A 26,130-nucleotide genomic window follows, 5' to 3' on the forward strand; every position below is an offset into this window, starting at 1 on the left:
ATGGGGGTGGCCCGTGGACCTGAGGGGCCACGGGCGGGACGCGCGAAGGTCTTTTGCCCACGCGCCTGCGGGTCAGGCCGGGGGCGGCGGCGGTGGCGGGGGCATCACGGTGAAAAGCTGCGCCAGTTCGGCCACATCCTCGGCCCGCTGCCAGCCATCTTGGCCCGGCGTCCAGACCAGAGAATCGCGGGTAAGGCTGCCCTCACTCGCCTTGCGGCCCATGGCCGCCTTGGAAAACGGGCCTGAGGTCGCGCCATCCTTGGCGATGTGCCAGACCTTCTCGACCGGCGGCGGCGGTGGCGGCACGGGCGCAGCTGCTGCGGGAGCAGGGCGCGCGCCCCAAGGGCCAGCCTGCGCGGTGGCGGCTTGGGCCATGCTCATCCCCAACCCCGCGCCGAGGCCCGTTTGCATCGCGGCCCCGCCCGCACCTTCGCGGCCAAGCGCCTCAGCCGCTTGGAATTGCATGTATTCGTTGAGGTTGCCGACCACGCCCATCGAAGTGCGCTTGTCCATCACCGCCTCGACCGCGGGCGGGAGGGAGATGTTTTCGATGTAAAGCTCGGGCATCGCCAGCCCGTATTCCGCAATCTGGGCGGCGATATCCTTGCCCACCAACTGGCCCAACTCGCGCGTGTTGGCGGCCATGTCGAGCACCGGGATGCCGGAGGAGGCGAGCGTGCGCGAGAAAGCCTGAACGATGATGTTACGGATCTGGAACGAGATTTCGTCCATGGTGAACTCACCATCGGTGCCGACAATCTCGGTCAGGAATTTCGCGGGGTCGCTCACCCGCACCGAATAGGTGCCATAGGCGCGCAGGCGCACCGGGCCAAACTCAGGGTCGCGGGCGATGATCGGGTTTTTGGTGCCCCATTTCAGGTCGTTGAAGCGGGTCGTGTTGACGAAGTAGATCTCAGACTTGAACGGGCTGCGAAAGCCGTGATCCCAGTGTTGCAGGGTCGTCATGATCGGCATGTTGTTGGTCTCAAGCATATAGAGACCGGGGGTGAAGACATCCGCCAGCTGCCCCTCATGCACAAAAACCGCCGCTTGCCCCTCACGCACTGTCAGCTTGGCGCCGTATTTGATCTCATGGCCCTCACGCTCGAACCGCCAAACCATCGTGTCGCGGGTGTCGTCGGTCCAATGGATGACGTCGATGAACTGGCCAGAGAGGAAATCGAAAATGCCCATGGGGATGGTCCTTATTCTTTCGTCGTAATGCTGCGTTACACCGGGCCGTCCGTCAACTCGCGCGCGATGATCCGGGTGATCGGGTTGACCTGCTCTGCCGTCATGCCGGGGCGCAGGCGCCGGTCGTAGAGCATCTTGAGCAGAAGTTCGTCATGTTTGGTAAGCAGGGCGAATTCGTCGTCGTCATTGAAGATCGACGGGCGCGCGGCGGGGCTGTCATTGGCAAGGCCCAAGCCCTGCGCCAATTCCTCGTGAATGCAGGAAAGCCGCAGCAATTCGGGGTTTTCCGAGCGGATCACGGCCACGGCGGCGGTATAGACATTGGGGTTGTCGCCCGCGGCATAGGCGGCCACGGCACAATAGGTGTCGCGGCGCATGTTGCGCATGGCCCGGAGCGAGGATTTGCTGACGCCCGCGACCTCTTCCGCCGCTTGAGCCAGCGCATCGACGCGGTCATCCTCCGAGGCCACGACCACCATGAAATTCGGCCTATCGCCGATCGAGATCGAATGCCCGGTCACCCGCGCCAAACGGCGGGCGAAGGCACTGATCTTAGCGGTATCGGACCGGCGCTGAGAGGGCGGCACGCTGTCGCCAAAGATGATTTGCATTCGCACCGGCGCATCCCAACGGCGCAGCGGGCTGACGCCGCCCTGGCCTGAGAAATTGCCGTCATATTCGTTATATAGCGCGATCTGCTCAAAGTTGCGCGCCAGCATTTCGCTGGTAAAGGGTGTGTCCACTCCGCCCCCGTCTTGGCGCAGCAGATCTTGGCCCAGCTGCGCCTTTTCGACCTGATGCAGATAGCTGCGCAGCATGGCGCTTTTTTGCGAGGTCGGTTTCGCCACCGCCGCCGGGGAAGGGGTGGCGGCGGCAGGGCGGGCCTGCGGTTTGGCGACCTTTTGCAAGACGGGCGCAGGCTCGGCGCAGGCCAAGAGCAGCGTGCTCAGCGCCAGCGCCCCTGCGGCGCGCAGATTTCTGCGCAGACGTCGTTGCATGGCCTGTTCCCTCACGTCGGTCTTAGCTTGGCACCGCGTTGCCGGTGGTATCGCCCAGCCCCGTTTCGCGGGTCTTGGCGGCGGCGAGCGTATCGCGCAGACGGCCTTCCATCTCCTGTAACTCTTTCTCGGCATTGGCGCGTTTCGCCTTGCCCTCATCCGCGATTTGCAGGGATTCCTCAATGGTGCCGATCAGGTCTTCATTGGCCTGTTTCACCGCCTCGATGTCGAAGACGCCGCGCTCCATCTCTTGACGGATCACCTTGTTGCTATCGCGCAGGTTCTTCGCGTTGGAGGTGAGCAGTTCGTTGGTGAGGTCATTGGCCTCGCGCACTGCATTTGCCGCCTCGCCGCTGCGCTGGATGGTGACAGCCTGCGCCAGCTGCGTCTCCCACAGGGGCACGGTGTTGACCAAGGTCGAGTTGATCTTGGTCACAAGGCTCTTGTCATTCTCCTGCACCAGACGGATCGAGGGCAGCGATTGCATAGTGACCTGCCGCGTCAGTTTCAGGTCATGCACCCGACGTTCCAGATCATCACGGGCGGCACGCAGATCGCGCAGTTCCTGCGCGCGCATCACCTGATCGTCCTCGCCCGCCTTATCCAGCGCGGTCTGTTTGGCGGGGATGGTCTTGTGATCCAACTCTTCGATCTTGGCCTCCCCAGCAGAGATATAGAGCGCCAGTTCGTCGTAGAATTGCAGCGTCTTTTCATAAAGCAGGTCGAGCGATTTGATGTCTTTCAACAGCGTATGCTCATGCGCCAGCAGGTTGTCGGTGATCCGGTCGATCTGGCCCTGCACCTCTTCGAAACGGGCGGTGAACTTGGCAAAGGGCGTGGCACGGCCCAGCAGTTTTTCCCACCAGCTTTGCTTGCGCCGCACGTCCAATTCCGAGACCGAGAAGCCGCGGATCGCGCTGACCATGGTGCGCAGGCTGTCGCCCGCGGGGCCGACATCCTTGTTGCGCACATCGGCCAGCATGGATTGGCTAATCTCTTGCAACTCGGCCTGCGCGGCAGAGCCGAAGCTGACGATGGACTGGGTATCGGTCACGTCGATCTCGGCCATGCGCTTTTGTATTTCCGCGCTCTGTTCGGGATCGGCTTTGTTCAGCGGCACGATGGCATTGGCATCCGCCGGTTCCGGCAAGACGGTTGCGTTCACTTCTTCTACCAACCCTTGCGATTGGGCAGCTTTGTCACGGAGGGCATCGGTCATCACTGATCTTCCTTAGTATTTGCAGGGGTGGGTTGTTCCAGTCGGACCCCCTCACGAGAGAGGCGCGCCCGCAGCACGTCGATTTCCACATTCAGATCGCTGCGGTCGTCCAGCAGAGACTTCGCCGTGCGGGCGGCAAAGTTCTGATCCAGATCGTCGAGCAACGCGAGGTAGTCATCGCGTGCTTGGGCGTCCTGGTTGCGGGCATAGAGGTCGGCGAATTTCACCGTCGCATCATGCGCCCCGCGCAGATAGACGACAAGGTATTTGCGAGCGGCGGTCAGGTCGCGGGGGTCTTCCTCGACGGTTCGGATCAAATGGCGGGCGGTTTCTTGAAACTCGGCCAGCCGCGCTTCGGCACGGCGGTCGCCCGCGCGCAGGATCGCTTGGCTCATGCCCGAGAGCAGTTTTTCGGCCTCATCCACCACCCGGGCGACGCGGTCTTGCTGGAAGGTGTCGATGCCTTCCATGCCCTTGTTCTGTAGCGGGTCGATGCCGAAGGCGGCGAGGTGCAGGGCAGTGGCGGCGATGCCATAGAGCAGGGCCGCGGCGAGACTGGGGTCGTTGCTATAAGCGGCGAGGGCCGCGCCCGCACCGGCCAAGAGGGCAGCGAGGATCTTGCGCGGCAGGACGGGGCGGCGGGCGACTTTGCGCTCGTGGTATTCCGCCTCGGCCAGCAAGCCATCGCGCAGCAACCAGACGCCCGAAGCCAGCAGGAACGCGCCAACAAGGCCAAGCACCAGCGTGCCTGCGCCCCCGATAAGCGAAGTCGCCGCCAAGAGCACCGGCGGCAGGAACATCAGGTTCACCCGACCGCCCGCCGGATCGACGCGCAGGCGCGCGGTCTTGCGCGGGGCGCTGCCGGGAACGGCATCGGTGTCGGGGCTATATTTGCCGCCAAAGCGCTGCGCCATAGGTCAAAGCCCCCCGAGAAAACCGCTGGTGAGCCCAAGCAGCAGCACCAGCAACGCGCCAAAGGCGATTTTCTGAAAGGTTGTTGGCGCCATCATGTTTCCCCTTTTGCTGCCCCAGATCGGGCGCAACGCCGTGCCGGCACTGTCAGCCGCACGCCCCACGAGCGAGGCTGCGCCGAGGATGATAACCACGAGCGCGGCCAAGGCCACCAAAAACATCACTATTCGCGCCATATTGCCCTTTTCTGACAGCGGTTTCGCGCTGATCTTGCCTGCCGTTCTCTATTCAACGCACGCAGGTCGGCCGCGTTCCGGAAACGCGCAGGGGCAGCTCGGGGCAGGGCCGGTCAGCGGCGGGGTTTTGGCCCCCGGCCTGTGGGTTTTGGCCCCGGTTTGCCATTCGGTCGCCCCGTCGGGCGCGCCCCCGGTTTGCCGCTTGCCTTGCCGCCTGCTTTGCCAGCCGTCTTGCCCATCGCGGCCTTGCCACGCGGTGCGTTCTTTGCCTCGCCGCCCCCACGGCGGGGCGGCGGTTCGTCGTCTTCGCCCCGTTGCACGGGCAGGCCCGGTTGGCCCGCGCCGCCGAAACCGCCGGGCTTGCGGCGCGGCGGGCGGCGCAGACCGGTGGGTTTCTTGGTGGCGGTGCCGCTGGGGTCTTCCAACTCGAGCCCCAGTTGATCGCGCACGACTTTGCGGCGCAGCTCTTCCACCTCGCCGATCTTCAATTCGCCCAGTTGGAACGGGCCGTAGGAGATGCGGATCAGCCGGTTCACGGTCAGGCCCACGGCCTCCATCGCGCGGCGAATCTCGCGATTGCGGCCTTCGCGCAGGCCGACGGTCAGCCAGGCGTTGGCCCCCTGTTGGCGGTCGAGTGTCACGTCCATCGGCTGAAAGTTCTCGCCTTCCACGGTGATGCCTTTGCGCAGCGGCTCCAGCATCTCATCCGTGGGGCGGCCATTCACCCGTGCGCGGTAGCGGCGCAGCCAGCCGGTGCTGGGCAGTTCCAGCTTGCGCTTCACCCCGCCGTCATTGGTCAGCAGCAACAGCCCTTCGGAGTTGAGGTCGAGCCGTCCTACCGTCATCACGCGGGGCATATCCTCGGGCAGGGCGTCAAAGATCGTCTCGCGGCCCTTTTCGTCGCGGGCGGTGGTCACCAGTCCGGCAGGTTTGTGATACAGCCACATGCGCGGCGGTTCGGGCGCGCCGACGGGGCTGTTGTCAACGGTGATCTTATCCTCGGGCGTGACGTTCAGCGCGGGCGAGGTAATCTGCTCCCCGTTCACACGCACGCGGCCCGCTTCGATCATGCGCTCGGCCTCGCGGCGCGAGGCGATGCCCGCGCGCGACAGCACCTTGGCGATGCGGTCGCCGGTGGGGGTGCCTGCACTTGCATCGCTGTCAGAGTTTTGCGGGCCGGAGCCGGAGGGGGGCGTTTTTGCGTTCATACACAGCGCTTACCCTGTTTCACGGGCTTGCGAAAGGGTGGCGTTTGCGGCCATGTGATGGGATGGAGTTTCGCTCGTATATGGGGCAGGCCTTGGCCGAGGCCCGCGCCGCCGCCGCGCGCGGCGAGGTGCCAGTGGGGGCAGTCGTCGTCTCTCCGACAGGGCAGATCGTTTCCGCCGCAGGCAATGAGACCCGGGCCCGCAATGACCCAACCGCCCATGCCGAGATGCTGGCCCTGCGCGCTGCCTGCGCCGCTGTTGGCTCGGAACGGCTGATCGGTCACGTGCTTTACGTCACGCTGGAGCCCTGCGCCATGTGCGCCGGTGCCATCGCCGCCGCCCGGGTGGAGCGGCTCTATTACGGCGCGGCGGACCCCAAATCAGGCGGCGTGGCGCAGGGCGCGCGGGTGTTCTCGCATCCGCAGTGCCACCATGTGCCCGAGGTGTTCGACGGGATCGCGGCGGGAGAGGCGGAAGAGATGCTCGTGAGGTTCTTCCGCGAGAAGCGAGGCCATTAGCCGGGCAGCGCCGGACCGGGGGATGGCGTTCAGGCGTCTCAACGATTATCCGGACGCCCCGCCCCCAGGGCGGGCGCGCAATGCGCCCCCGGTGCTGAAGCACCCGCTGGCCTCAAAAGGTCCACCGGACCTTTTGCGAGACGGCCATCGGCCCCGGGTCGGGCGCGATCCAGCCCTGCACAACGCAAAAGGCCACGCGAAATCGCGTGGCCCTTTGAAACTCAAAAGTCAGGCGATCTTACTTGATCTTGCCTTCTTTGTATTCCACGTGCTTGCGCGCAACGGGGTCGTACTTCTTGATGACCATCTTTTCGGTCATGGTGCGTGCGTTTTTCTTGGTCACGTAGAAATGGCCTGTGCCCGCGGACGAGTTCAGGCGGATCTTGATCGTGGTTGGCTTCGCCATGTGTCTTCTCCTGCTGCAGCGCCGCGCAGGCCTGCGTGAATTCTGAATTTCGGGTTCTAGTCAGACCCGCGCCCGAGTCAACCGCTATTTGCCCGCCCGGTGCCGAAAGACGCCGGTTTCGTCGAAAAACCTGCCTTTCAGCCTCGAAAGAGCAGAAATATGCGCGGAAGGCCTATAAGCCGGATTTTGTACCTGTCCGAAAACAGGCGATGACCATTCCTCTGACCGCACCGTTGCCGATGCGGCTATAGCTGCCAACCCGGACCTGCTGGGGCAGAAGAGCCCCGCCTTTGACCCGAGGATCATCGGCGCGCGGTCCCTATTTGGCATTGCTCCCGGTGGGGCTTGCCATGCCGGGGCTGTTGCCAGCCCCGCGGTGGGCTCTTACCCCACCGTTTCACCCTTACCCTTCGGCTGATCCGGCAAGGCCGGACCGAAGGGCGGTTTCATTTCTGTGGCGCTTTCCGTCGGGTTGCCCCGCCCGGGCGTTACCCGGCACCGTTTCTTCTTGGAGTCCGGACTTTCCTCTACGTCGCTTTGCCTCACAAAAGCGACGCCACGAATGTCACACATGCGTGTGACAGGAGTGGGCGCCGGTCATGCGACCGCGAGTCGACGCAGCGGCCATCCAGCCTTCCGCGCAGCCCCGCCCTAGACGCCGCCGCGCGGCGCGTCAATGGGGGCGGGCAGGGCAGCGAGGTCTGCGGGGGTGAGAGGGCCGCGCGCCCATGGCCTGAAACGCATCCGCACGGCGTCTAGCAGCGTGTCATCGTCGCAAGGCGCGGTGAAGCCTGTGGCCTGCGCGGCAGCGCGGAAGGTTTCGGTGGTTACGCTGTCAGAAAGGGGGGCATCGCCCGCAGGAAGCGCCAGCCCGCGCTGTGCTAGCCGGGCCCAATCGAATCGGGGGCCGGGGTCGATCTTGCGGCCCGGTGCCATGCAGGAATGGCCGATCACCCCTTCGGGCGGGATGGCGTGGCGTGCCATGATGCCGGGCAGGAGGGTTTCCAGCGCCTGCATCTGTGGCTCGGAAAACGGGTGGTCGCCGCGGTTGTCCAGCTCGATCCCGATGGAGCGTGAGTTGATGTCCTCCAACCCCGCCCATTCGCCCGCGCCCGCATGCCAGGCGCGTTGCTCTTCCTCGACCATCTGAATGACCTCTCCACCTCCAGAGATCAGGTAATGGGCCGAGACTTCGGCGGAGGGGGCGCACAGCCGTTCCAACGCCGCTTGGGCGCTGGTCATGGCGGTATAGTGCAAGACGATCAGCCGGGGGCGCAGCCCGTCGCGCCGCGGGCCGCAATTGGGCGAGGGATGCGCCGTCACATCAGGCGCGGCAGACATCTGTCAGCCCTGTGCAGCCCGGCGGAAGGGGGTGGGGTCCCAGTCGCAGGCGAAACCATCGCCATCGGGGTCCATGCCAAGGCGGTCTTTCTCGGGGCCACCGGCCTCAAGAAAGGCGATCTGCGCTTGGTCGGCGTGGCTGTATTGGGCGCAGGCGCGTTCGAACTTGCGGGCCTTGTTGAAACCGATGCGGCTATAAATCTGCTGACCGACCGACTGATTGGTTTGCAGCGCGTAGGCAACGATATTCGGGCCGACATTGCGGCGTTCGGGCAGGGCCTCGGGTTGGACGACCTCATATTGCGCGCGGTTCGCGGCCACGCGGGCGGCGTCGTCTTGAATGCTGCGCTGGCCCGATACGGCGTCAAAGTTGTTCTCGTTCGAGATGCCAACGGCGTTGACTGCGGCGGGGGGCGGGTTCGACGGGCTGGCGTTCACCGGGGCCACGCCCGAGTTGGTGGCCGCGTCATTGCCCAGACCGTTGCTGGCCCCGCCCGGACGGGTCGCGGCGAGAACGCGGGCGGTTTCCGCCGCCGTCGCTTCGGGAGAGCCGTCATCCAAAGGCTGGGCGGTCACCTCCGAGGCGGCGGGCATGTAGCTGCCGTCGCCCGCCAGGGCGGCATCGCGCGCGCGCTGCTCGGCCTCGAAACTGCCGTCGCCAAAACCGACACCGCGCCCGGTGTTGATGTTCCCGGAATCGGGGATCGCCGGTTGGCAGGCTGCCAAAAGACCGCCTGCCGTCATCGCTAGAAGTGTCCGTGTGATCATCTGACCCGCTCTCGCCTCTTGTTCACCGCTCTGCGGCTTACCACCATTTCTCGGGCTTGGCCACAAAACCGGCGGCCTTCTCCAGCGCATAGGCGGAGGACAGCAGGTCTGCCTCTTCCCACGGGCGCCCGATCAGTTGCAGACCCAGCGGCAGACCCGTGCTGCTTTGCCCGGTGGGCAGCGCCACGCCGGGCAGGCCGGCGAGGTTCACCGTCACGGTGAAGACATCGTTGAGATACATCGCCACCGGATCGGCGTCCTTCATCTCGCCCAGACCGAAGGCGGCGGAAGGGGTCGCCGGGGTCAGGATGCTGTCGATGCCTTGGGCGAAGACGTCTTCGAAGTCCTTCTTGATCAGCGTGCGGACCTTGCGGGCGCGGTTGTAATAGGCGTCGTAGAAACCGGCGGAGAGCACATAGGTGCCGACCATCACCCGGCGCTGAACCTCATGGCCGAAGCCCTCGGCGCGGGTCTTTTCGTACATCTCGGTGATGCCGTCGCCGTGGTCGAGCTTGGCGCGGTGGCCAAAGCGCACGCCGTCATAGCGCGCGAGGTTCGACGACGCCTCGGCGGGCGCGATGACGTAATAGGCGGGCAGGGCGTATTTCGTGTGCGGCAGCGAGATGTCGACGATCTCGGCGCCCGCGTCCTTCATCATGGCGATGCCGTCTTGCCAGAGCTTCTCGATTTCCTCGGGCATGCCATCCATGCGATATTCGCGCGGAATGCCGATCTTCTTGCCGCGAATGTCGCCGGTCAGCGCCGCCTCGAAGTCCGGCACGGCCAGATCGGCGCTGGTGCTGTCCTTGGCGTCGTGGCCGCACATGGCCTCCAACATGATGGCCGCGTCGCGCACTGTCTTGGTCATCGGCCCAGCTTGGTCGAGCGAGGAGGCGAAGGCGACGATGCCCCAGCGGGAGCAGCGGCCATAGGTCGGCTTGATCCCCACGGTGCCGGTGAAGGCGGCGGGCTGGCGGATCGAGCCGCCGGTGTCGGTGCCGGTGGCGGCAAGGCAGAGGTCGGCTGCCACGGCGGCGGCAGAGCCGCCCGAGGAACCGCCCGGCGTCAGTTCCGCCGTGTCGCCTTCGCGCCGCCACGGGTTCACCGCGTTGCCGTAGACCGAAGTTTCGTTCGACGAGCCCATGGCGAACTCGTCCATGTTGAGCTTGCCCAGCATCACCGCGCCGCTGTCGCGCAGCTTTTGGCTCACGGTGCTTTCATACTCGGGTAGAAAGCCTTCGAGGATGCGGCTGCCCGCTTGGCTCGGCACGCCCTTGGTGCAGAAGAGGTCTTTGATGCCGATGGGCAGGCCGCACATGGCCGGCGCGTCGCCCTGTTTGATGCGGGCGTCGGCCTCGGCGGCCTGTTCCATCGCGATCTCGGGCGTGCGGTGCACGAAGGCGTTCAGCGCGCCGGCGCCGTCGATGGCTTGGATGCAGGCCTCGGTCAGGTCTTTCGAGGTGGTCTCACCCTTGCGCAGGGCATCGCGGGCCTCGGCGAGGCTCAGTTTGTTCAGATCGGTCATTATTCCACCACCTTTGGCACGGCAAAGAACCCTTCACGGGCATCGGGGGCATTGGCCAGCACGCGGCCCTGCTGGTCGCCATCGGTGACCACGTCCTCGCGCCGCTTGAGCCGCTGCGGGGTCACGGAGGTCATCGGCTCGACGCCGTCGACATCCACCTCGGACAGCTGTTCGATAAAGCCGAGGATGGTGTTGAACTCTTCCGCCAGCGCCGGAAGCGCGTCGGGTTCAACCTTGATCCGGGCCAGTTTCGCCACGCGTGCGGCGGTGTTTTCGTCGATCGACATGAACATCTCCATCTCTTTGAGGCTCCTCTACCGTTTGGGGGCGGGCCTCGCAAGGGTTTGAGAGGCTCGGAACGGAGCCGGGCGGCGCCAGGCCGGGGGATGGTGCTTGATCCGAGGCAGTTGGGCAATTCATGGCTACGGCGGTATTCGGTGATGTCGGGATGGCGTCCGGGTTGCGCAAGCGCCAGCCCGTCGGGCCGCTCCGGCGCGGCCCGGCGGGCATGCGCCTTTGATTCCGGGCCAAAGTGGCATGTTCGGGGGTTACTTGATTCCGCGCAGCATAGGGTCAAATCTGATGTTAGACCCACCGCAATCAGGAGGACCCCCATGAACATCATCTGGCTCGGCCACGGCTCATTCCGCATTGAGATCGAAGACCAAGTCTTGCTGATCGACCCTTGGCTCAAAGACAACCCCATGCTGGACGACGCGCACCATGCCGATGCGATCAAAGGCGCCACACAGATCCTCGTGACCCATGGCCATTTCGACCACACGGCAGATATCGCTGACATCGCCAGCCGCACCAATGCCCCGGTCGCGGGGATGGTCGAGCTGATGGGCTGGCTGGAAAGCAAAGGCGTACAGCAGACCACGGGCTTCAACAAAGGCGGGACGATCCGCGCGGGCGAGGTGGCGATCACGATGGTACCGGCCTCGCATTCCTCATCGGTAGAGGGCGAGAACGGGCCGATCTACACCGGGATGGAGACCGGCTTCATGATCTCGGGCGAGGGGCATACGATCTATCACTCCGGTGATACGGCGATCATGGCGGATATGGATTGGATGGGCGACTATCACAAACCCGATATCGGTATCCTCTCAGCGGGCGGGCATTTCACGATGGACATGGCGCAGGCCGCCTATGCCGCCAAACGCTATTTCGATTTCAAGACCGTCATTCCCTGCCACTACCGCACCTTCGACGCGTTGGAGCAATCGGCGCAGACGCTGATCGACGGGCTTCCGGGCGTCGATGTTGTAGAGCCGCAGGTGATGCAGCCGATCACCGTCTGATCCTCCTCCGCCCCGACGCCTTGCGCGGCGGGGCGGAACGGGGGATACCTGAAGGAACTGCCGGGGGAATGCCATGTTTGCCAAATCGACTGCCGTGATCTTGCTGCTGACACTGGGGGCCTGCGCACCGTTGAGCCGGGCGGAGCCCACCGGCAGTGTCGGCTTTACCGGTGTGGGCGGCGACAGGCCGGTCATTTTCCCGGCGCATCTGTTGGTGTATCAGCCGCAGTAGACGCAAGGCGGGTCAGATGCCCAAAGAAGGTCACTTCATCAACCGCAGCAACTGGCTGCGCGCCGCCGTTCTGGGGGCCAACGATGGTATCGTCTCCTCGGCCAGCCTGCTGGTCGGGGTGAGCGCGGCGGGCATGACGCAGGGCAATGTCCTGCTGACGGGGCTTGCGGGCCTCACCGCCGGGGCGCTGTCGATGGCGGCGGGGGAATATGTCTCGGTCTCGGCGCAGGCGGATGTGGAGAAGGCCGATCTGGAGCGCGAGCGCGTCGCCCTGATCGAAGACCCGGACTATGAACTCAGCGAACTGGCCGAAGGGCTGGAGAACCGGGGCGTGCAAAGCGACCTGGCCCTAGAGGTCGCCACCCAGATGACGGACCATGACGCCCTCGGCGCCCATGCGCGCGAAGAGTTGGGCATGTTCGGCCTCGCCGGTCAGGCCGACCCGTTGCAGGCGGCGGGCGCTTCGGCGCTGGCCTTTGCCTTGGGGGGCGGTCTGCCTCTGTTTGCGGCGGTTCTGGCGCCTGCGGGGCTGCGCGGCGTGACCATCGCCTTGGTGGCGCTGTTGGCGCTGATACTGCTCGGCGCGGGCGGCGCGCAACTGGGCGGTGCGCCAAAGCGGCCCGCCATCGGGCGCGTCGTGGTTTGGGGCGGGCTGGCGATGGCTGTGACGGCCGGGGTCGGGCATCTGTTCGGCGCGATTGGATAAGCGGTGCCAAAGAAAAAGGCCGGCCCCTTTCGGAGCCGGCCTTTCGCATTAGATGGCAGAGCGATTACTCGCGGTTGCCGAAGAGCGACAGCAACATCATGAACATGTTGATGAAGTCCAGATAGAGGCTCAGCGCGCCCATGATCGCGGCTTTGCCCAGCCACTCGGTGTCGCCGTGATGGGCGTGGGCCAGATACTCGGTTTTGATCTTCTGGGTGTCATAGGCGGTCAGACCCGCGAAGATCAGAACACCGATCGCCGAGATCGCGAACATCAGCGCCGAGGAGGCGAGGAAGATGTTGACGATCGACGCGACGACCAGACCAATCACACCCATGATCAGGAAGCTGCCCCAACCGGAGATGTCCTTTTTAGTGGTGTAGCCCCAGAGCGACAGACCCGCGAAGGCGATGGAGGTGATCAGGAAGACCTGCGCGATGGAAAAGCCGGTGAAGACCAGAAAGATCGAGCTGATCGAGATGCCCATGACAGCCGCAAAGGCGTAGAACACAACCTGCGCCGTGGCGGCGGACATGCGGTTGATCATGGCGCCAAAGCCGAAAACAAAGGCCAGAGGCGCAAACATCACGACCCATTTCAGCGGCGAGGCATAGAGCGCATAACCCAATTGCGTCAGATATTTATCCTGGCTGAGCTGCGCCACGGCGGCGGAGGGGTCGGTGGTGACCGACAGGCCCGAGATGGCCCAAGCCGCGGCGAAAGTGATGAGCATGCCGATGGACATGGTGCCATACACCTTGTTCATATGAGCGCGCAGACCCTCGTCGATCGCGGAGACGCGCGACCCGGCAGCAGAGCGAATTGAATTGACGTCAGCCATTTAGTGACTCCCATTGGCAAAGTTGCGTGTCGAAACCCGGTCGACACGTTCTTGGGTCTGAATATCGGGCCTGAGGGGGCGAATTTCAAGTGTCTTGCGGGCTGATAACACGGCAATAATCGCGGGTTTTACGGGTGGGGATGTTCGGGGCATGCGCGGGGCGTCGGCTTGCCCTGCGCGCGCCTTGGACGGGGCTGCCGCGACCGGTCGATCGGCGGAAAAGCACCGATGCATTTCAAGCGGCGCGCGCGCGGGCGGCAGCCATTCCCACCGCCCCAAACACGGAAAGATGGCATTTGACGCATTCCGACGGGAACCGATTGATATTCTTCGCGTTCATCCAGTGGTTGCCGAGCGGGAAACCGACAGGCCCAAGGAAACTTGGGGATTTCACACCCGCCGGTCGCAGAGAGAGAGGGGCAGTGCACCGCCTGAGGTTGCAGTCGATACAGGGCAGATTTTTACCATCCCGTGAAAATTCTTGGCCGAATTCAACGCAACCGCTATGATAGGAGGCAGAACTTTCGCGCAACCCCTGCGGTATCGTGCGAGGCGACGGCACACTTCGTCCTTGTTTGGAACTGAGATTGGCACGGTCGCATGTGCCCTATAAGGATTAGAGAATATGGTGCATGTGGTAGATGTACATGTAGGCAAACGTATCCGGCAGCGCCGCTGGCTGACGGGGATGACCCAGCAGAAACTGGCGGAACTGGTTGGGATCAAATTCCAGCAGATACAGAAATACGAAACCGGCGCGAACCGCGTCAGCGCATCTCGGCTGTGGGATATCGCCGATGCGCTCGGGGTGCCGGTGTCTTTCTTCTTTGAGGGTCTGAAAGACGAAGAGGTCGCGGAGGGGGCGCCGATGGACGGGCTGCCCGCCGATCTGATGGCCGATAAGGAAGCGATGGAACTGGTGCGCTCTTACTACGCCATCCCCGAAAACCAACGCCGCCGTCTGTTCGAACTGGCCCGCGTGTTGAGCGACGTGGCCTGATCGGCGCCGGAAGTCTCCCATCGACGCTTCTCTAAGGCTCTGACAGGCTTGCGCTAAGGGGCGCAAACTGTCAGGTCTTTGTCATGATGAACACCACCGATTTCGATCCCGATATTCGCCGCGTCGCCCATCTGATGGCGGATGCGGCGCGGCAGGTCATCCTGCCTTATTTCCGCAGCCTTGGTTTGCAGGCCGACAACAAGCTCGGCACGGGTTTCGATCCGGTGACGGAGGCCGATCGCGCCGCCGAACGGGCGATGCGCGATATCTTGGCGGCGGAGCGGCCCGCGGATGGTATTCTGGGTGAGGAATATGGCGCGCAGCCCGGCACATCGGGGCTGACTTGGGTGCTCGACCCCATCGACGGGACGCGCGGCTTTCTCAGCGGGACACCGACTTGGGGCGTGCTAATCGCGGTCTCCGACGCCTCGGGGCCGTTCTATGGCATCATTGACCAGCCCTATATCGGGGAGCGGTTCGAGGGGGCGCCGGATGGCGCGCTGTTGAGCGGGCTCCACGGCAGCCACCCCTTGCAGACCCGCGAGGCGCGGGATTTGCGGCAGTCCATCGTTTTCACCACATTCCCCGAGGTCGGCAGCAGTGAGGAGGGCAGCGCCTTTCGCGCCGTCGCCTCGCAGGCGTTGCTGACCCGCTATGGCATGGATTGTTATGCCTATGCGCTGGTCGCGGCGGGGCAGGTCGATCTGGTGATCGAGGCGGGGCTGAACGCCTATGACATTCAAGCGCCCATTGCGGTGATCCAAGCCGCCGGGGGCATCGTCACCGATTGGCAGGGCAACCCGGTGCATGAAGGGGGCAGGGCGCTGGCCGCGGCCAACCGCGACATCCACGCCCAAGCGCTTGCGGTCCTTTCCGCCTATTGATTCAATTGTCGGGAAAGCTCGGATTGACCGGCCCCGGCGGGATGCGATAAATCTCGCAGAAGGTCGGTTCTCTTGCCCGTTTTCCACCGATCACACACGCTTTGCATGAGACGGGCATAGCGAAAGTGTGACCTATGGCAGAGACCCTCATCCGCGGCGCGGATTACCTTATCACGATGGACGACACCCGGCGGGAGCTTGCGAGCGCGGACCTGTTGCTGCGCGACGGCGTGATTGCCGAGATCGGGCAGGGCCTTCGGACAGAGGGTGAGATTGTCGAGGCGAAGGGCTGTGTCGTGACACCGGGTCTCGTGAACACCCACCACCATCTCTACCAAAGCATGACCCGCGCCGTGCCGGGGGCGCAGGATGCGCTGCTCTTTGGCTGGCTGCAACGGCTCTACCCGATCTGGGCGCGCATGGGGCCGGAGCATATGTTCGTCTCGGCCCAGATCGGTCTGGCGGAATTGGCACTCTCGGGCTGTAGCCTGAGTTCGGACCACCTTTATCTCTACCCCAACGGCGTGCGGCTGGAGGATACGATCCACGCCGCCGCCGAACTTGGGCTGCGCTTTCACCCCACCCGCGGCTCGATGAGCATCGGCGAAAGCGATGGCGGCCTGCCGCCCGATGCACTGGTGGAGCGTGAGGCGGCCATTTTGGAAGACTGCATTCGCGTGGTCGACGCCTTTCACGATCCCGCTGAAGGGGCGATGTGCCGCGTCGGATTGGCACCCTGTTCGCCCTTTTCGGTCAGCCGCGAGCTGATGCGCGACACGGCGCTTCTGGCGCGCGACAAGGGCGTGACGCTGCACACCCATCTGGCCGAGAATGCCGAGGATGTCGCCTATTCGCAGGAGAAATTCGGCTGCCGCCCGGGGGAATATGCCGAAAGCCTCGGCTGGCTCGGCGACGACGTTTGGCATGCCCATTGCGTGCAGTTGGACGGGGCCGAGATTGACCTTTTCGCCCGGACCCGCACCGGGGTTGCGCATTGTCCCTGCTCGAACTGTCGCCTCGGCTCGGGCATCGCGCCGGTGCGGGCGATGCTGGACGCAGGCGTGCCGCTGGGGCTGGGCGTCGATGGCTCCGCCAGCAACGACAGCGGCAATCTCGCCGCCGAGGCGCGGCAGGCGATGCTGTTGCAGCGGGTGGCCCGCGGGGCCGATGCGATGAGCCCGCGCGCGGCGCTGGAACTGGCCACGCGGGGCGGTGCGGATGTGCTGGGGCGGCCTGACTGCGGGCGCCTGATGCCCGGCAAACGGGCCGATGTGGCGATTTGGGATGTTTCGGGCGTGCAAAGCGCGGGCAGTTGGGACCCGGCTGCGCTGCTTCTTGCCGGTCCCACGGCGGTGCGCGACCTTTTCGTTGAAGGCCGACAGGTGGTGCGCGATGGTCAGATTATCACCATCGACTTGGCCGCTCAGGTGGCGCGGCAGAATCATTTGGCGAAAGGCTTGGCTGGATGAAGCCGGTTTTACTCTCGATACTGATGCTGGCGGGGATGCCCGCTTTGGCCGATCCGATGGGATTGGACAGGGTGAACGCCCTGCGCGATGTGAAGGGGTTGCAGCCCCTGAGCTATGACAGCCGTTTGGAACAGGCGGCAAAGGACCACGCCCGCGACATGGCCACGCATGACTATTTCAGCCACCAAGGCCGCGATGGCACCGATGTTGGCCGCCGCGCGGCGGTGGCGGGCTATCAATGGTGTTTCGTGGCCGAGAATATTGCCAAGGGGCAGCAATCGCTCGATGAGGTCATGACCGGCTGGACCAACTCGCCGGGGCATTACCGCAATATGGTCGACGCCCGGGCCGAGGAGATGGGGCTGGTGCGGGCCGATGACGCGGTTTGGGTCATGGTGCTGGGCGCGCCCTGCTGACCTTAGCCCCGCCGTGCGCCCGCGACCCAAACATCCGCGATCGCGCGGTCGTCGCCCATCATGATGGTGGCGAAAAGACTTTCCCAGATATCCTTGGCCGCGGCATGACGCTGCGCGATGGCGGGGGTGGAAGCGAGCGACAGCACGGTGATGTCGGCCTCCATCCCTTCGGCCAGTGAACCCACATGATCTTGCAGATGCAGGCTGCGGCCCGAGCCTGCGGTCGCCAGCCAGATGAGCTGTGCCGCATGCAGCGGCGTGCCGCGCAGCTGGCCGACCTCATAGGCCGCCGCCATGGTGCGCAGCATCGAAAAGGATGAGCCGCCGCCGGTATCCGTTGCCAGCGCCAGCGGGATGCCCCGCGCGGCAAGGCCGGTCATGTCGAACAGGCCCGAGCCAATGAAGGTGTTTGAGGTCGGGCAATGCACCAGCGCACCGCCGACCTCCGCCAGCCGGTCGATCTCACGCGGTTCCAGATGGATCGCATGGCCGTAGAGGCCGCGTTCGCCCAGCAGGCCGTGGGCCTCATAGGTATCGAGGTAGTCGCGCGCCTCTGGGAACAGGTCTCGGACCCATTCGATCTCATCCGTCTGCTCGCTGAGGTGGGTCTGCATCAGACAACTCGGATGCTCCGCCCAAAGCGCACCGAGGGCCGAGAGTTGCTCGGGCGTTGAGGTGGGCGAGAAACGCGGCGTGATCGCATAGCTCGCGCGGCCCTTGCCATGCCAGCGCTCGATCAGCGCTTTGCTGTCGTCATAGGCCGATTGCACCGTGTCGCGCAGCCCCTCGGGCGCGTTGCGGTCCATGCAGGTCTTGCCCGCGACGATCCGCTGGCCCCGCTCCGCCGCCGCCTGAAACAGCGCATCGGCGCTATGGGGGTGGATGGTGCAATAAGACGCGACCGTGGTGGTGCCATGGGCCAGCGTCAGGTCCAGATAGCGCGCGGCGATCTCGCCCGCGTAGGCCGGATCCGACAGGCGCATCTCTTCGGGGAAAGTATAGGTGTTCAGCCAGTCGATCAGCCGCTTGCCCCATGAGGCGATGATCGCGGTCTGCGGGTAGTGCACATGGGCATCGACAAAGCCCGGGCAAATCAGCGCATCGGCGTAGCGTGTCACCTCGGCCTGCGGATGCGCGGCGCGCAGCGCGTCCCCCTTGCCGACGGCGGCGATCCGGCCATTTTCGATCAGCACACCGCCCTGGGTGTCGATCTTCACGGCATCCTCCCAAGCGCTTTGCATCGGGTTGCCGGAATAGGTGAGCGTCGCGCCCAAAAGGAGTCGTTGATTTGTCATGCCAGTGGTTTAGGTGAGGGCGGGACGGGGAACAATACCGAAGCGTCGCTGGTGCCGTTGTACCGGCTTGGGCGCTCGCATACTATCGTTCTCAACAAAGGCGCAGAGACGGAGAGCAGCGGATGTCAGAGCAGATCGAAGAGCTGGATCCGGCGGCCTCCCCTGAAGAGCGTGCTGAGGCCTATGTGCTCGACCGCAAAGCGGTGGCCGCGATCCTTGAGGCGGTAGAGGCCAACGATCAGGCGCATCTGACCCAACTAATGGAGCCGCTGCACGCGGCAGATATCGCCGACCTTCTTGAGCAGATCGACGAGGACGACCGCGCCGCCTTGATCCGGCTTTACGGGCAGGAGTTCGACGGGGAAATCCTGTCGGAACTCGACGAGTCGGTCCGCGAGGAAGTCATCAGCATCCTGACGCCGCAGGTTCTGACCCAAGCGGTGCGCGAGCTGGACAGCGACGATGTGGTCGACCTGATCGAAGATCTGGAAGACGCGCAGCAGGAAACCATTCTCGACGCGCTGGAAGAGACCGACCGCGTCGCGGTGGAACAGGCGCTGAACTGGCCCGAATATTCCGCCGGTCGTCTGATGCAGCGCGAGGTTGTCATGGCGCCAGAGCATTGGACGGTGGGCCAAGCCATCGACCATCTGCGCGCCACCAAGGAAGAAGACCTGCCGGATCAGTTTTATCACATCGTCATGGTCGACCCGCGCCTGCATCCGGTGGGCAATGTGACCTTAGGCAAGCTCATGCGCTCGCGCCGCGAGACGCGGCTGGCGGATATTCTGGAAGAGACCTTTCAGATTATCCCCGCCATGCGCGATGAGGGCGATGTGGCCTATGCCTTCAACCAGTACCACCTGATCTCGGCCCCCGTGGTCGACGAGGAGGGGCGGCTTATCGGGGTCATCACCATTGACGACGCCATGGCCGTTCTCGACGAAGAACACGAAGAAGATATCCTGCGTCTGGCGGGTGTGGGTGAGGGGTCGCTTTCTGACCGGGTGACGGAGACGACGAAGCAGCGGCTGCCGTGGCTTGCGGTGAACCTTGTGACGGCGATTGCGGCCTCCGTGGTGATCTCGCAATTCGAGGCGGCGATTGCGCAGATCGTGGCGCTGGCCGTGTTGATGCCGATCGTGGCCTCCATGGGTGGCAACGCAGGCACGCAGAGCTTGACGGTGGCGGTGCGCGCCATCGCGACCAAAGACCTCACTGGCTCCAACGTTTGGCGGGTGATCCGGCGTGAGGTCTTGGTGGGGCTGGTCAACGGGCTGATATTTGCGGTGATCATGGGCATCGTCGGCGTGCTCTGGTTCGGCTCGCCGGGGCTGGGCTATGTCATCGCCACGGCGATGGTGATCAACCTCGTGGTGGCGGGGCTTGCGGGCACCGGCATCCCGATCTTGCTCGAGCGGTTCGGGGTGGACCCGGCGCTCGCCTCTGGCGCATTTGTGACGACGGTGACGGATGTGGTGGGCTTTTTCGCCTTCCTCGGCCTTGCCGCTATGGTGCTGTTGTGAGCGATTGCGCGGCGCGCAAGGCAGAGGCGCGCAAGGCGGCCTTTGCCCGCCGTAAGCCCTTGTTCGAACAGGCCAATGCGGCGCAGGCGGGCTATCTTTCCGAAGTTTTGGCAGGCTACCGGGGCGTGCCTCTGTCGGGTTTCATGCCGATCCGGACCGAGATCGATCCACGCCCCGCCATGGCCGAAGCCTGCGCCCACGGCCCCGTGGGCGTGCCGGTGATCAAAAAGCCGAACCACCCGCTGTCCTTTGCCCGATGGATGCCTGAGACACCGATGGTGCCGGGCACCTTTGGCGCGATGATCCCCGCTGAAACCGACTTTTTCGAGCCTGAGATCGTGATCGTGCCGCTTTTGGCCTTTAACCGCGCAGGCGGGCGGCTGGGCTATGGCGGCGGCTTTTATGACCGTACGCTGGCGATGCTGCGCGCGCGGCGGGCCACGCTGGCCATTGGCTTTGCTTTCGCGGGGCAGGAGTGGGACGACATCCCGCTGGAAGACACCGACGCGCCGCTCGATCTGATCGTGACCGAGGCCGGGGTGATCGAGGTGACGCCGGGCCAACCTCCGTCCCAAGCGGAATAAGGGTTGCCGCCAAGCCGCCCGCGTCCTAGTCCATAGGGCATGAAGATTTTGTTTCTTGGCGATGTGATGGGCCGGGCCGGACGGCGGGCGATCACCGAAAATCTGGCGCGGCTGCGGCGCGACTGGAAGCTCGATTTCATTGTGGTCAACGGCGAGAATGCGACCGGCGGCATGGGGCTTTCGGGCGCACATGCCAAGACGCTCCTCGATGCTGGGGCCGATTGTCTGACCCTTGGCGATCACGCTTTCGACCAGAAAGACATGCTCAGCTTTATCGAGCAGGAGCCGCGGGTAATCCGCCCGCTGAACTTCTCCAAATCCGCGCCGGGCAAGGGGGCTAAACTGTTCACGGCGCAGAACGGCAAGAAGGTTCTGGTGACCCAAGCGCTTGGGCAGGTCTTTATGAAACGGCCCTTCGACGATCCTTTCTCGGCGCTGGAGCCGGTGCTAAAAACCCATCCTTTGGGCGGCATGGCGCAGGCGATCATTGTCGACATGCACTGCGAAGCCACGAGTGAGAAGATGGCCATGGGCCATTGGTGCGACGGGCGGGCGAGCCTTGTGGTCGGCACCCATACCCATGTCCCCACGGCGGATGCGATGATCCTGCCGGGCGGGACGGGCTACCTGAGCGATGCCGGAATGTGCGGCGATTATCATTCGGTGATCGGCATGGATAAGGCCGAGCCGCTGCGCCGTTTCATCACCGGGATGCCGCGCGAACGTTTTACTCCCGCCAATGGCGAAGCAACCCTGTCGGGCGTCTATATCGAGACTGACGACCGCACGGGCCGCGCCACGCGGATCGTCCCGGTGCGTGAGGGCGGTGCCCTTCAGGCCAGCGCCCCTTAAGATCAGCAAGGCGCGGCCCGTGCGTCGCGCTTGCACCGAGGGCTGCAATCGGCGTAACTGGACAACGGCCTTTTGCCCGAATGACAGGTTCTTGATGGAATTTTTCAGCTTCTCTCCGATGGAGACGGCGGTGCTGACCCTCGTGGTCGTCGGCATGATGTTCGTGCTTTTCCTGCGCGAAGCCTTTCCGACCGAAGTGGTCGCCATTGCCGGGGCGGCCTTGCTGCTGGCGCTTGGCGTGCTGCCCTATGACGACGCGCTTGAGGTGCTTTCAAACCCCGCGCCATGGACCATCGCGGCGATGTTCATCATCATGGGGGCCTTGGTCCGTACCGGGGCGCTGGATGTCTTGACGCGACTGGCCGAACGTTCGGCCAAGACGCATCCCAAAACGGCGGTGGCGGGGGTGATCCTGTCGGTCATGGCGGCCAGTGCGATCATGAACAACACCCCCGTGGTGGTGGTGATGATCCCGGTGGTGGTGCAGCTGACCCGCACGCTGAACACCAAGGCCTCCAAGCTGTTGATACCGCTTAGCTATGCCGCGATCATGGGCGGCTCTCTGACGCTGATCGGCACCTCGACCAACCTATTGGTCGACGGCGTGGCGCGGTCGCAGGGCATGGCCCCTTTCGGCATTTTCGAGATTCTGCCCGTAGGCCTCGTCGTCTGCGCTTGGGGCTTGCTATACATGCTGCTCTTCGCTGACCGGCTGCTGCCCGCGCGCGACAGCATGGCGAATATGCTCTCTGACCGCTCCAAGATGAAATTCTTTACCGAGGCGGTGATCCCGCCCGAAAGCAACTTGATCGGTCGCGAAGTGTTGGACGTACAGCTTTTCAAACGCGAGGGCGTGCGGCTGATCGACGTGGTGCGGGGCGACGACTCGCTGCGCCGCAACCTTAAAGGGGTCGCGCTTCAGGTCGGCGACCGTGTCGTGCTGCGCACCCAGATGACCGAGCTTCTCAGTCTGCAAAACAACAAGGAACTCCGCCGGGTCGACCAGCTGTCGGCGGTGGAGACCACGACCGTCGAAGTGCTGATCACCCCCGGTTGCCGGATGGTGGGGCGCAGCTTGGGCTCAATGCGGTTGCGGCGGCGCTATGGGGTCTATCCGCTGGCGGTGCATCGGCGGAACCAGAACATCGGCCAGCAGCTTGACCAATTGATCGTGAAGGTCGGCGATACGCTGCTGCTGGAAGGGGCTGCCGAAGACATCCAGCGGCTGGCGAGCGAGATGAACCTTGTCGATGTGACCCAACCTTCGGCCCGGGCGTTCCGCCGGGGGCATGCGCCGATCGCCATTGCCGCCCTCGTGGGGATCGTGGCGCTGGCGGCCTTCAACGTGGCGCCCATCCTCCTGCTGGCCGTGATCGCCGTGGCCGTGGTGCTGGTGACGGGCTGTATCGACGCGGAGGAGGCTTTCTCTTTCGTCGAGGGGCGTCTGCTGGCGCTGATCTTTGCCATGTTGGCGGTTGGCGCGGCCTTGCAGAATTCCGGCGCGATCACGCTGATCGTCGACAATATCGCGCCGGGGTTGGCGCAATTGCCGCCGTTTTTCATCATCTGGGCGGTGTTCCTGCTGACCACCATCCTGACCGAGATCGTCAGCAACAATGCTGTGGCGGTGATTATGACGCCCATCGCCATCAGCCTCAGCACCGCGCTTGGCATGGACCCGCGCCCGTTGGTGGTGGCGGTGATGATCGCGGCCTCCTGCGCCTTTGCCACGCCGATTGGCTATCAGACCAACACGCTGGTTTACGGGCCGGGGGGCTATCGCTTCACTGATTTCATGCGCATCGGGATCCCGCTGAACCTGAGCATGTCGGTGCTGGTCAGCGCGGTGATCCCGCTCATCTGGTAGCTTAGGCGCTGCGCGGCACGTCGGACTGGGCGACGATTGCGTCAAAGCCTGCCTGTGCCTCAAGGAAGTTACGGGTCAGCGGGGCGGTGAGTTCGGATTGGTCCGAGAAATAGGCCCCGACCCGACAGATATGCCCCGCGAATTCAGGATGCACCCCGGCGTCGTCATAGCGCCGGATGCGGTCCTTGCTCAGCCAGCCGCGCTTCTTGGCCTCTTTGCTGATCAGTTTGAGCCGCTGCACCGCATGGAAGGTCAGGTAGACCGAGAGGTAATCGAGGTAGTCGGGCAGGGCGATGCCGCAGGTCGGATCGAAGGCGTCGATCACCACATCCACCATATCCGGCGGGGCGATGGGCCATGCCTCATCCCCGATCAGCCAAGCGATGTCTTCGGCCCCGTGGCGCAGACCGGCATATTCAAAGTCGAACCAGCGCAGCTTGTCATCCGCACCAATCGCGGCATTGCCTGAACGGCAGTCCCATTTGACGAATTGCCGCGCCGGGGCGTTGATGCGCTCATAGGCGGCGGTGCGGTCGAACTGGTCCGAGATGCCGCCGCCGAGGTCTTTTAGAAAATCCACCGCATCGACGAAGTTCAGCACCCAGTCGCGGTTGTTGCCCAGATGCGGCATGATCGCGTTCAACTCGGTCTGGCGCGCGGCACCGTGGATGCGGAAGATGGCCGAGACGGCTTCGGCTGCGAGGTCAAGCTGTTCGGCGCGTTCCACCCCCGCGACCTCAACGTTGAGGCGGCGTTTGCCGACATCGGATTGGAACATGATCTCGCCCACCACGCCCAGACATTCGGGAAGGTCGCTGCAGTGGCGGCCAAGCTCGGTCAGCACATGGGCTTCGAGATGGGTGCGGCGGAAGTTCGGGCGCAGGGTGGCGATCACCGTGCTGTCGGTCAGATGCAGCCGAAAGCTCGACCGGTTTTCGCCGCCCGGGGCCGATACCCGCGCCACATCTTGCCCGAAATGCTTGCGCGCCGCCGCGGCGATCTGGGCCTGAGCGCTTTGTTCCTTGGGTCGTGCCATGGGGCCTCCGCTGGTGTTTTCGCCTGTCTAGGTCGGCTGGCTGACGAGGGTACGGCGGGTTTTGGGCAAAACAAAGGCAATTTCCACCTATCCCGACGGGAGTGATTCGCACCCCATCAGCGCATTTGACCTATACGAAAGAACAATGCCCTCTCAGGGTGTCTCACTGTTTCGATTTATCACGCTTTGTCGGCCCAATTTACCCAAAAAATGGAAAGAATTTGGCGGAAATAGGCGCCGCTGCTAGGTTTAAAGGCCAGTGGGGGATGCGGCGCTGCAAAGCGGCCGCGGCTGCAAATGCATATGAGGGATTGGCGTCATGGGTTACAGATTCTCAAAGGGTTGGAACAGCAAGGAGAATAGCTGGTCCACCAGCGGTGAAGCGGGCAGCGGTTGCGATGCCAGCGGAACGAAGTCCTATCACAACGGCGGGGTAGAGGGCTCCTCCTTCGCGAAGTGGTATGACGCGCACTTGGCCGGGAAGTTCGACGGGAACGATGACGGCAAAGGTTCCGGTTCGGGTGGGACCAAGGGTTCCGGTTCTGGCGGCACGAAGGGCTCCGGTTCTGGTGGCACCAAGGGCTCCGGCTCTGGCGGTACGAAGGGCTCCGGCACTGGTGGCACCAAGGGTTCCGGCTCGGGTGGCACTAAGGGTTCCGGTTCCGGCGGAACGAAGGGCTCCGGCTCGGGTGGGACCAAGGGTTCCGGCTCTGGAGGCACGAAAGGCTCCGGTTCTGGCGGCACCAAGGGCTCCGGCTCGGGTGGCACGAAGGGTTCTGGTTCTGGCGGCACGAAAGGTTCCGGCTCCGGTGGTACCAAGGGTTCCGGCTCTGGCGGTACGAAGGGCTCCGGCTCGGGTGGCACTAAGGGTTCCGGTTCCGGTGGCACCAAGGGTTCCGGTTCCGGCGGTACGAAAGGCTCCGGTTCTGGCGGCACGAAGGGCTCCGGTTCTGGTGGCACCAAGGGCTCCGGTTCTGGTGGCACCAAGGGTTCCGGTTCTGGCGGTACGAAAGGCTCCGGCTCCGGCGGGACTAAAGGCTCCGGCTCTGGCGGCACCAAAGGTTCCGGCTCTTGTGGCACTAAGGGGTCTGGCTCGGGTGGTACGCAAGGGGGTGATACCGGTGGCGACGATAAATCCGTTCTTAATTTCCTGATGGGAGAGAGTGGGGAGATCACAATCGCCGTCACGGAAACGCCGGAGGGGCAGCTGCACTTCAACCTCTCGCCCACTGATCCCGAAGCGGAATCCCACGCTGACATCAACGGGCTTTTCTTCAATGTGACTGATGGCAGCGCAATCGAAGACCTGAACTTCTTCCCTGATGTGAACGCCGAAGGCTATCACCTGACGGATGTGAAGGCCGTGGATGACGGTGTCGACGGTTTCGCGGGTGGTCCCCAAGCGGGGGGCAGCTTCGATGTGGGTCTGCAATTCGGCACGACCGCTGACAGTTCCGATGGTGAAGTCTTAAGTACGAACTTCACCCTATGGACCTATCCCGGCTCGCTGTCTTTCGAAGATATCGATCTGAGTGGCATGCGTGTCGTGGTGGACTCGGATGAGAGCGGCGGCGAGGTGCTTGAGGTGTCCGGTATGGTCGATCCTGACATGGAGGACTCCGATGACGATACCTCCGACCCCGCGAGCGCCCTCATGGACGCGCTGACCCTCACTTCCGTGCCTGAGGAGGAAGACGAAGGGGGCGACACCTGCGGGGATGACGCCTTCGACATGGCCTAAGGGGCCGTCAGTCTAAAAACGAAAGGCGCGTCCCTCTGGGCGCGCCTTT

General features: G+C 64.1%; 27 protein-coding genes and 1 other RNA gene. 13 read left to right on the top strand and 15 right to left on the bottom strand.

What is annotated here, in order from left to right:
- Nucleotides 1–72 precede the first annotated feature (72 nt).
- From ACGYLX_RS01935 to ACGYLX_RS01960, 6 genes are all read right to left on the bottom strand, one after another.
- Nucleotides 73–1,194, bottom strand: coding sequence for an SPFH domain-containing protein (locus tag ACGYLX_RS01935; RefSeq protein WP_394447046.1), 1,122 nt, complete (start codon nucleotides 1,192–1,194; stop codon nucleotides 73–75).
- 35 nt (nucleotides 1,195–1,229) lie between these two features.
- On the bottom strand, nucleotides 1,230–2,192 hold the full coding sequence (locus ACGYLX_RS01940; RefSeq protein ID WP_394447048.1) for a DUF2927 domain-containing protein: 963 nt from the start codon (nucleotides 2,190–2,192) through the stop codon (nucleotides 1,230–1,232).
- Between the two features lie 22 nt (nucleotides 2,193–2,214).
- On the bottom strand, nucleotides 2,215–3,411 hold the full coding sequence (locus ACGYLX_RS01945; RefSeq protein WP_394447050.1) for a toxic anion resistance protein: 1,197 nt from the start codon (nucleotides 3,409–3,411) through the stop codon (nucleotides 2,215–2,217).
- Nucleotides 3,411–4,325 carry a 5-bromo-4-chloroindolyl phosphate hydrolysis family protein gene (locus ACGYLX_RS01950; protein WP_394447052.1) on the bottom strand — a complete coding sequence of 305 codons (915 nt, stop codon included), beginning with the start codon at nucleotides 4,323–4,325 and terminating at the stop codon, nucleotides 3,411–3,413. Before ACGYLX_RS01950 ends, ACGYLX_RS01945 begins: the two co-directional genes overlap by 1 nt.
- A 3-nt stretch (nucleotides 4,326–4,328) precedes the next feature.
- On the bottom strand, nucleotides 4,329–4,544 hold the full coding sequence (locus tag ACGYLX_RS01955; RefSeq protein WP_067267561.1) for a hypothetical protein: 216 nt from the start codon (nucleotides 4,542–4,544) through the stop codon (nucleotides 4,329–4,331).
- 128 nt (nucleotides 4,545–4,672) lie between these two features.
- Nucleotides 4,673–5,767 carry a pseudouridine synthase gene (locus ACGYLX_RS01960; RefSeq protein WP_394447054.1) on the bottom strand — a complete coding sequence of 365 codons (1,095 nt, stop codon included), beginning with the start codon at nucleotides 5,765–5,767 and terminating at the stop codon, nucleotides 4,673–4,675.
- Between the two features lie 62 nt (nucleotides 5,768–5,829).
- Here ACGYLX_RS01960 and ACGYLX_RS01965 point away from each other — a divergent pair, with 62 nt between their 5' ends.
- A complete protein-coding gene (locus ACGYLX_RS01965) occupies nucleotides 5,830–6,285 on the top strand; it encodes a nucleoside deaminase (protein ID WP_394447056.1) in 456 nt (151 codons plus the stop codon).
- A gap of 238 nt (nucleotides 6,286–6,523) precedes the next feature.
- Here ACGYLX_RS01965 and rpmG read toward each other — a convergent pair whose 3' ends face one another.
- The 6 genes from rpmG to gatC all read right to left on the bottom strand — a co-directional run bounded on the left by rpmG (nucleotide 6,524) and on the right by gatC (nucleotide 10,612).
- Complete coding sequence (gene rpmG, locus ACGYLX_RS01970) at nucleotides 6,524–6,691, bottom strand: 50S ribosomal protein L33 (RefSeq protein WP_007119221.1); 168 nt, start codon at nucleotides 6,689–6,691, stop codon at nucleotides 6,524–6,526.
- A gap of 159 nt (nucleotides 6,692–6,850) precedes the next feature.
- Nucleotides 6,851–7,331, bottom strand: an RNA gene (rnpB, locus tag ACGYLX_RS01975) — RNase P RNA component class A.
- Between the two features lie 11 nt (nucleotides 7,332–7,342).
- Nucleotides 7,343–8,032: an N-acetylmuramoyl-L-alanine amidase gene (locus ACGYLX_RS01980; RefSeq protein WP_394447058.1), complete on the bottom strand. Its 690-nt coding sequence runs from the start codon at nucleotides 8,030–8,032 to the stop codon at nucleotides 7,343–7,345.
- 3 nt (nucleotides 8,033–8,035) lie between these two features.
- Complete coding sequence (locus tag ACGYLX_RS01985; protein ID WP_394447060.1) at nucleotides 8,036–8,800, bottom strand: hypothetical protein; 765 nt, start codon at nucleotides 8,798–8,800, stop codon at nucleotides 8,036–8,038.
- 37 nt (nucleotides 8,801–8,837) lie between these two features.
- Nucleotides 8,838–10,325: an Asp-tRNA(Asn)/Glu-tRNA(Gln) amidotransferase subunit GatA gene (gene gatA, locus ACGYLX_RS01990; RefSeq protein ID WP_394447062.1), complete on the bottom strand. Its 1,488-nt coding sequence runs from the start codon at nucleotides 10,323–10,325 to the stop codon at nucleotides 8,838–8,840.
- Nucleotides 10,325–10,612 (bottom strand): Asp-tRNA(Asn)/Glu-tRNA(Gln) amidotransferase subunit GatC, encoded by a 288-nt coding sequence (gatC, locus tag ACGYLX_RS01995; RefSeq protein ID WP_394447063.1) that lies wholly within the window; start codon nucleotides 10,610–10,612, stop codon nucleotides 10,325–10,327. Before gatC ends, gatA begins: the two co-directional genes overlap by 1 nt.
- Nucleotides 10,613–10,939: 327 nt before the next feature.
- On the opposite strand from gatC, the gene ACGYLX_RS02000 reads away from it, so the two are divergent.
- From ACGYLX_RS02000 to ACGYLX_RS02010, 3 genes are all read left to right on the top strand, one after another.
- Nucleotides 10,940–11,632, top strand: a complete 693-nt coding sequence (locus tag ACGYLX_RS02000) for a metal-dependent hydrolase (protein WP_394410049.1) — start codon at nucleotides 10,940–10,942, stop codon at nucleotides 11,630–11,632.
- Between the two features lie 73 nt (nucleotides 11,633–11,705).
- Nucleotides 11,706–11,864, top strand: a complete 159-nt coding sequence (locus ACGYLX_RS02005; RefSeq protein WP_156505794.1) for a hypothetical protein — start codon at nucleotides 11,706–11,708, stop codon at nucleotides 11,862–11,864.
- Between the two features lie 16 nt (nucleotides 11,865–11,880).
- Nucleotides 11,881–12,570 (top strand): VIT family protein, encoded by a 690-nt coding sequence (locus ACGYLX_RS02010; protein WP_067267575.1) that lies wholly within the window; start codon nucleotides 11,881–11,883, stop codon nucleotides 12,568–12,570.
- Nucleotides 12,571–12,634: 64 nt separating this feature from the next.
- On the opposite strand, the gene ACGYLX_RS02015 is transcribed toward ACGYLX_RS02010, so the two are convergent.
- The gene (locus ACGYLX_RS02015) at nucleotides 12,635–13,411 is read right to left on the bottom strand and encodes a Bax inhibitor-1 family protein (protein WP_394447065.1); all 777 of its coding nucleotides are present in this window, start codon (nucleotides 13,409–13,411) and stop codon (nucleotides 12,635–12,637) included.
- Between the two features lie 625 nt (nucleotides 13,412–14,036).
- Here ACGYLX_RS02015 and ACGYLX_RS02020 point away from each other — a divergent pair.
- The 4 genes from ACGYLX_RS02020 (at nucleotide 14,037) to ACGYLX_RS02035 (ending at nucleotide 17,180) form a co-directional block, all read left to right on the top strand.
- Nucleotides 14,037–14,411: a helix-turn-helix domain-containing protein gene (locus ACGYLX_RS02020; protein ID WP_168612238.1), complete on the top strand. Its 375-nt coding sequence runs from the start codon at nucleotides 14,037–14,039 to the stop codon at nucleotides 14,409–14,411.
- 83 nt (nucleotides 14,412–14,494) lie between these two features.
- Nucleotides 14,495–15,295, top strand: a complete 801-nt coding sequence (gene hisN / locus ACGYLX_RS02025) for a histidinol-phosphatase (RefSeq protein WP_394447067.1) — start codon at nucleotides 14,495–14,497, stop codon at nucleotides 15,293–15,295.
- A 134-nt stretch (nucleotides 15,296–15,429) separates the two neighbouring features.
- The gene (locus ACGYLX_RS02030; RefSeq protein WP_394447069.1) at nucleotides 15,430–16,764 is read left to right on the top strand and encodes an 8-oxoguanine deaminase; all 1,335 of its coding nucleotides are present in this window, start codon (nucleotides 15,430–15,432) and stop codon (nucleotides 16,762–16,764) included.
- Nucleotides 16,761–17,180, top strand: a complete 420-nt coding sequence (locus ACGYLX_RS02035; RefSeq protein WP_394410040.1) for a CAP domain-containing protein — start codon at nucleotides 16,761–16,763, stop codon at nucleotides 17,178–17,180. Before ACGYLX_RS02030 ends, ACGYLX_RS02035 begins: the two co-directional genes overlap by 4 nt.
- Before the next feature lie 2 nt (nucleotides 17,181–17,182).
- Here ACGYLX_RS02035 and guaD read toward each other — a convergent pair whose 3' ends face one another.
- Nucleotides 17,183–18,475 (bottom strand): guanine deaminase, encoded by a 1,293-nt coding sequence (gene guaD, locus ACGYLX_RS02040; protein ID WP_394447071.1) that lies wholly within the window; start codon nucleotides 18,473–18,475, stop codon nucleotides 17,183–17,185.
- A 122-nt stretch (nucleotides 18,476–18,597) separates the two neighbouring features.
- Here guaD and mgtE point away from each other — a divergent pair, with 122 nt between their 5' ends.
- The 4 genes from mgtE to ACGYLX_RS02060 all read left to right on the top strand — a co-directional run bounded on the left by mgtE (nucleotide 18,598) and on the right by ACGYLX_RS02060 (nucleotide 23,304).
- Nucleotides 18,598–20,001 carry a magnesium transporter gene (gene mgtE / locus ACGYLX_RS02045; RefSeq protein ID WP_271687952.1) on the top strand — a complete coding sequence of 468 codons (1,404 nt, stop codon included), beginning with the start codon at nucleotides 18,598–18,600 and terminating at the stop codon, nucleotides 19,999–20,001.
- Entirely contained in the window at nucleotides 19,998–20,585 is a 588-nt protein-coding gene (locus ACGYLX_RS02050; RefSeq protein ID WP_394447073.1) for a 5-formyltetrahydrofolate cyclo-ligase, read from the top strand. The genes mgtE and ACGYLX_RS02050 overlap by 4 nt, the downstream gene beginning before the upstream one ends.
- Before the next feature lie 39 nt (nucleotides 20,586–20,624).
- On the top strand, nucleotides 20,625–21,437 hold the full coding sequence (locus ACGYLX_RS02055; protein WP_067267593.1) for a TIGR00282 family metallophosphoesterase: 813 nt from the start codon (nucleotides 20,625–20,627) through the stop codon (nucleotides 21,435–21,437).
- A gap of 94 nt (nucleotides 21,438–21,531) precedes the next feature.
- A complete protein-coding gene (locus tag ACGYLX_RS02060) occupies nucleotides 21,532–23,304 on the top strand; it encodes an SLC13 family permease (RefSeq protein WP_168612245.1) in 1,773 nt (590 codons plus the stop codon).
- Nucleotide 23,305: 1 nt separating this feature from the next.
- Here ACGYLX_RS02060 and ACGYLX_RS02065 read toward each other — a convergent pair whose 3' ends face one another.
- Nucleotides 23,306–24,340, bottom strand: a complete 1,035-nt coding sequence (locus ACGYLX_RS02065; protein ID WP_394447076.1) for a hypothetical protein — start codon at nucleotides 24,338–24,340, stop codon at nucleotides 23,306–23,308.
- Nucleotides 24,341–24,659: 319 nt separating this feature from the next.
- On the opposite strand from ACGYLX_RS02065, the gene ACGYLX_RS02070 reads away from it, so the two are divergent.
- On the top strand, nucleotides 24,660–26,081 hold the full coding sequence (locus ACGYLX_RS02070) for a hypothetical protein (RefSeq protein WP_394447078.1): 1,422 nt from the start codon (nucleotides 24,660–24,662) through the stop codon (nucleotides 26,079–26,081).
- The last annotated feature ends 49 nt before the right edge of the window (nucleotides 26,082–26,130 follow it).

Origin of the sequence: Sulfitobacter sp. 1A13496, from assembly GCF_043557225.1 — a bacterium.
In the GTDB taxonomy this organism is placed as follows: Bacteria; Pseudomonadota; Alphaproteobacteria; order Rhodobacterales; family Rhodobacteraceae; genus Sulfitobacter; species Sulfitobacter faviae.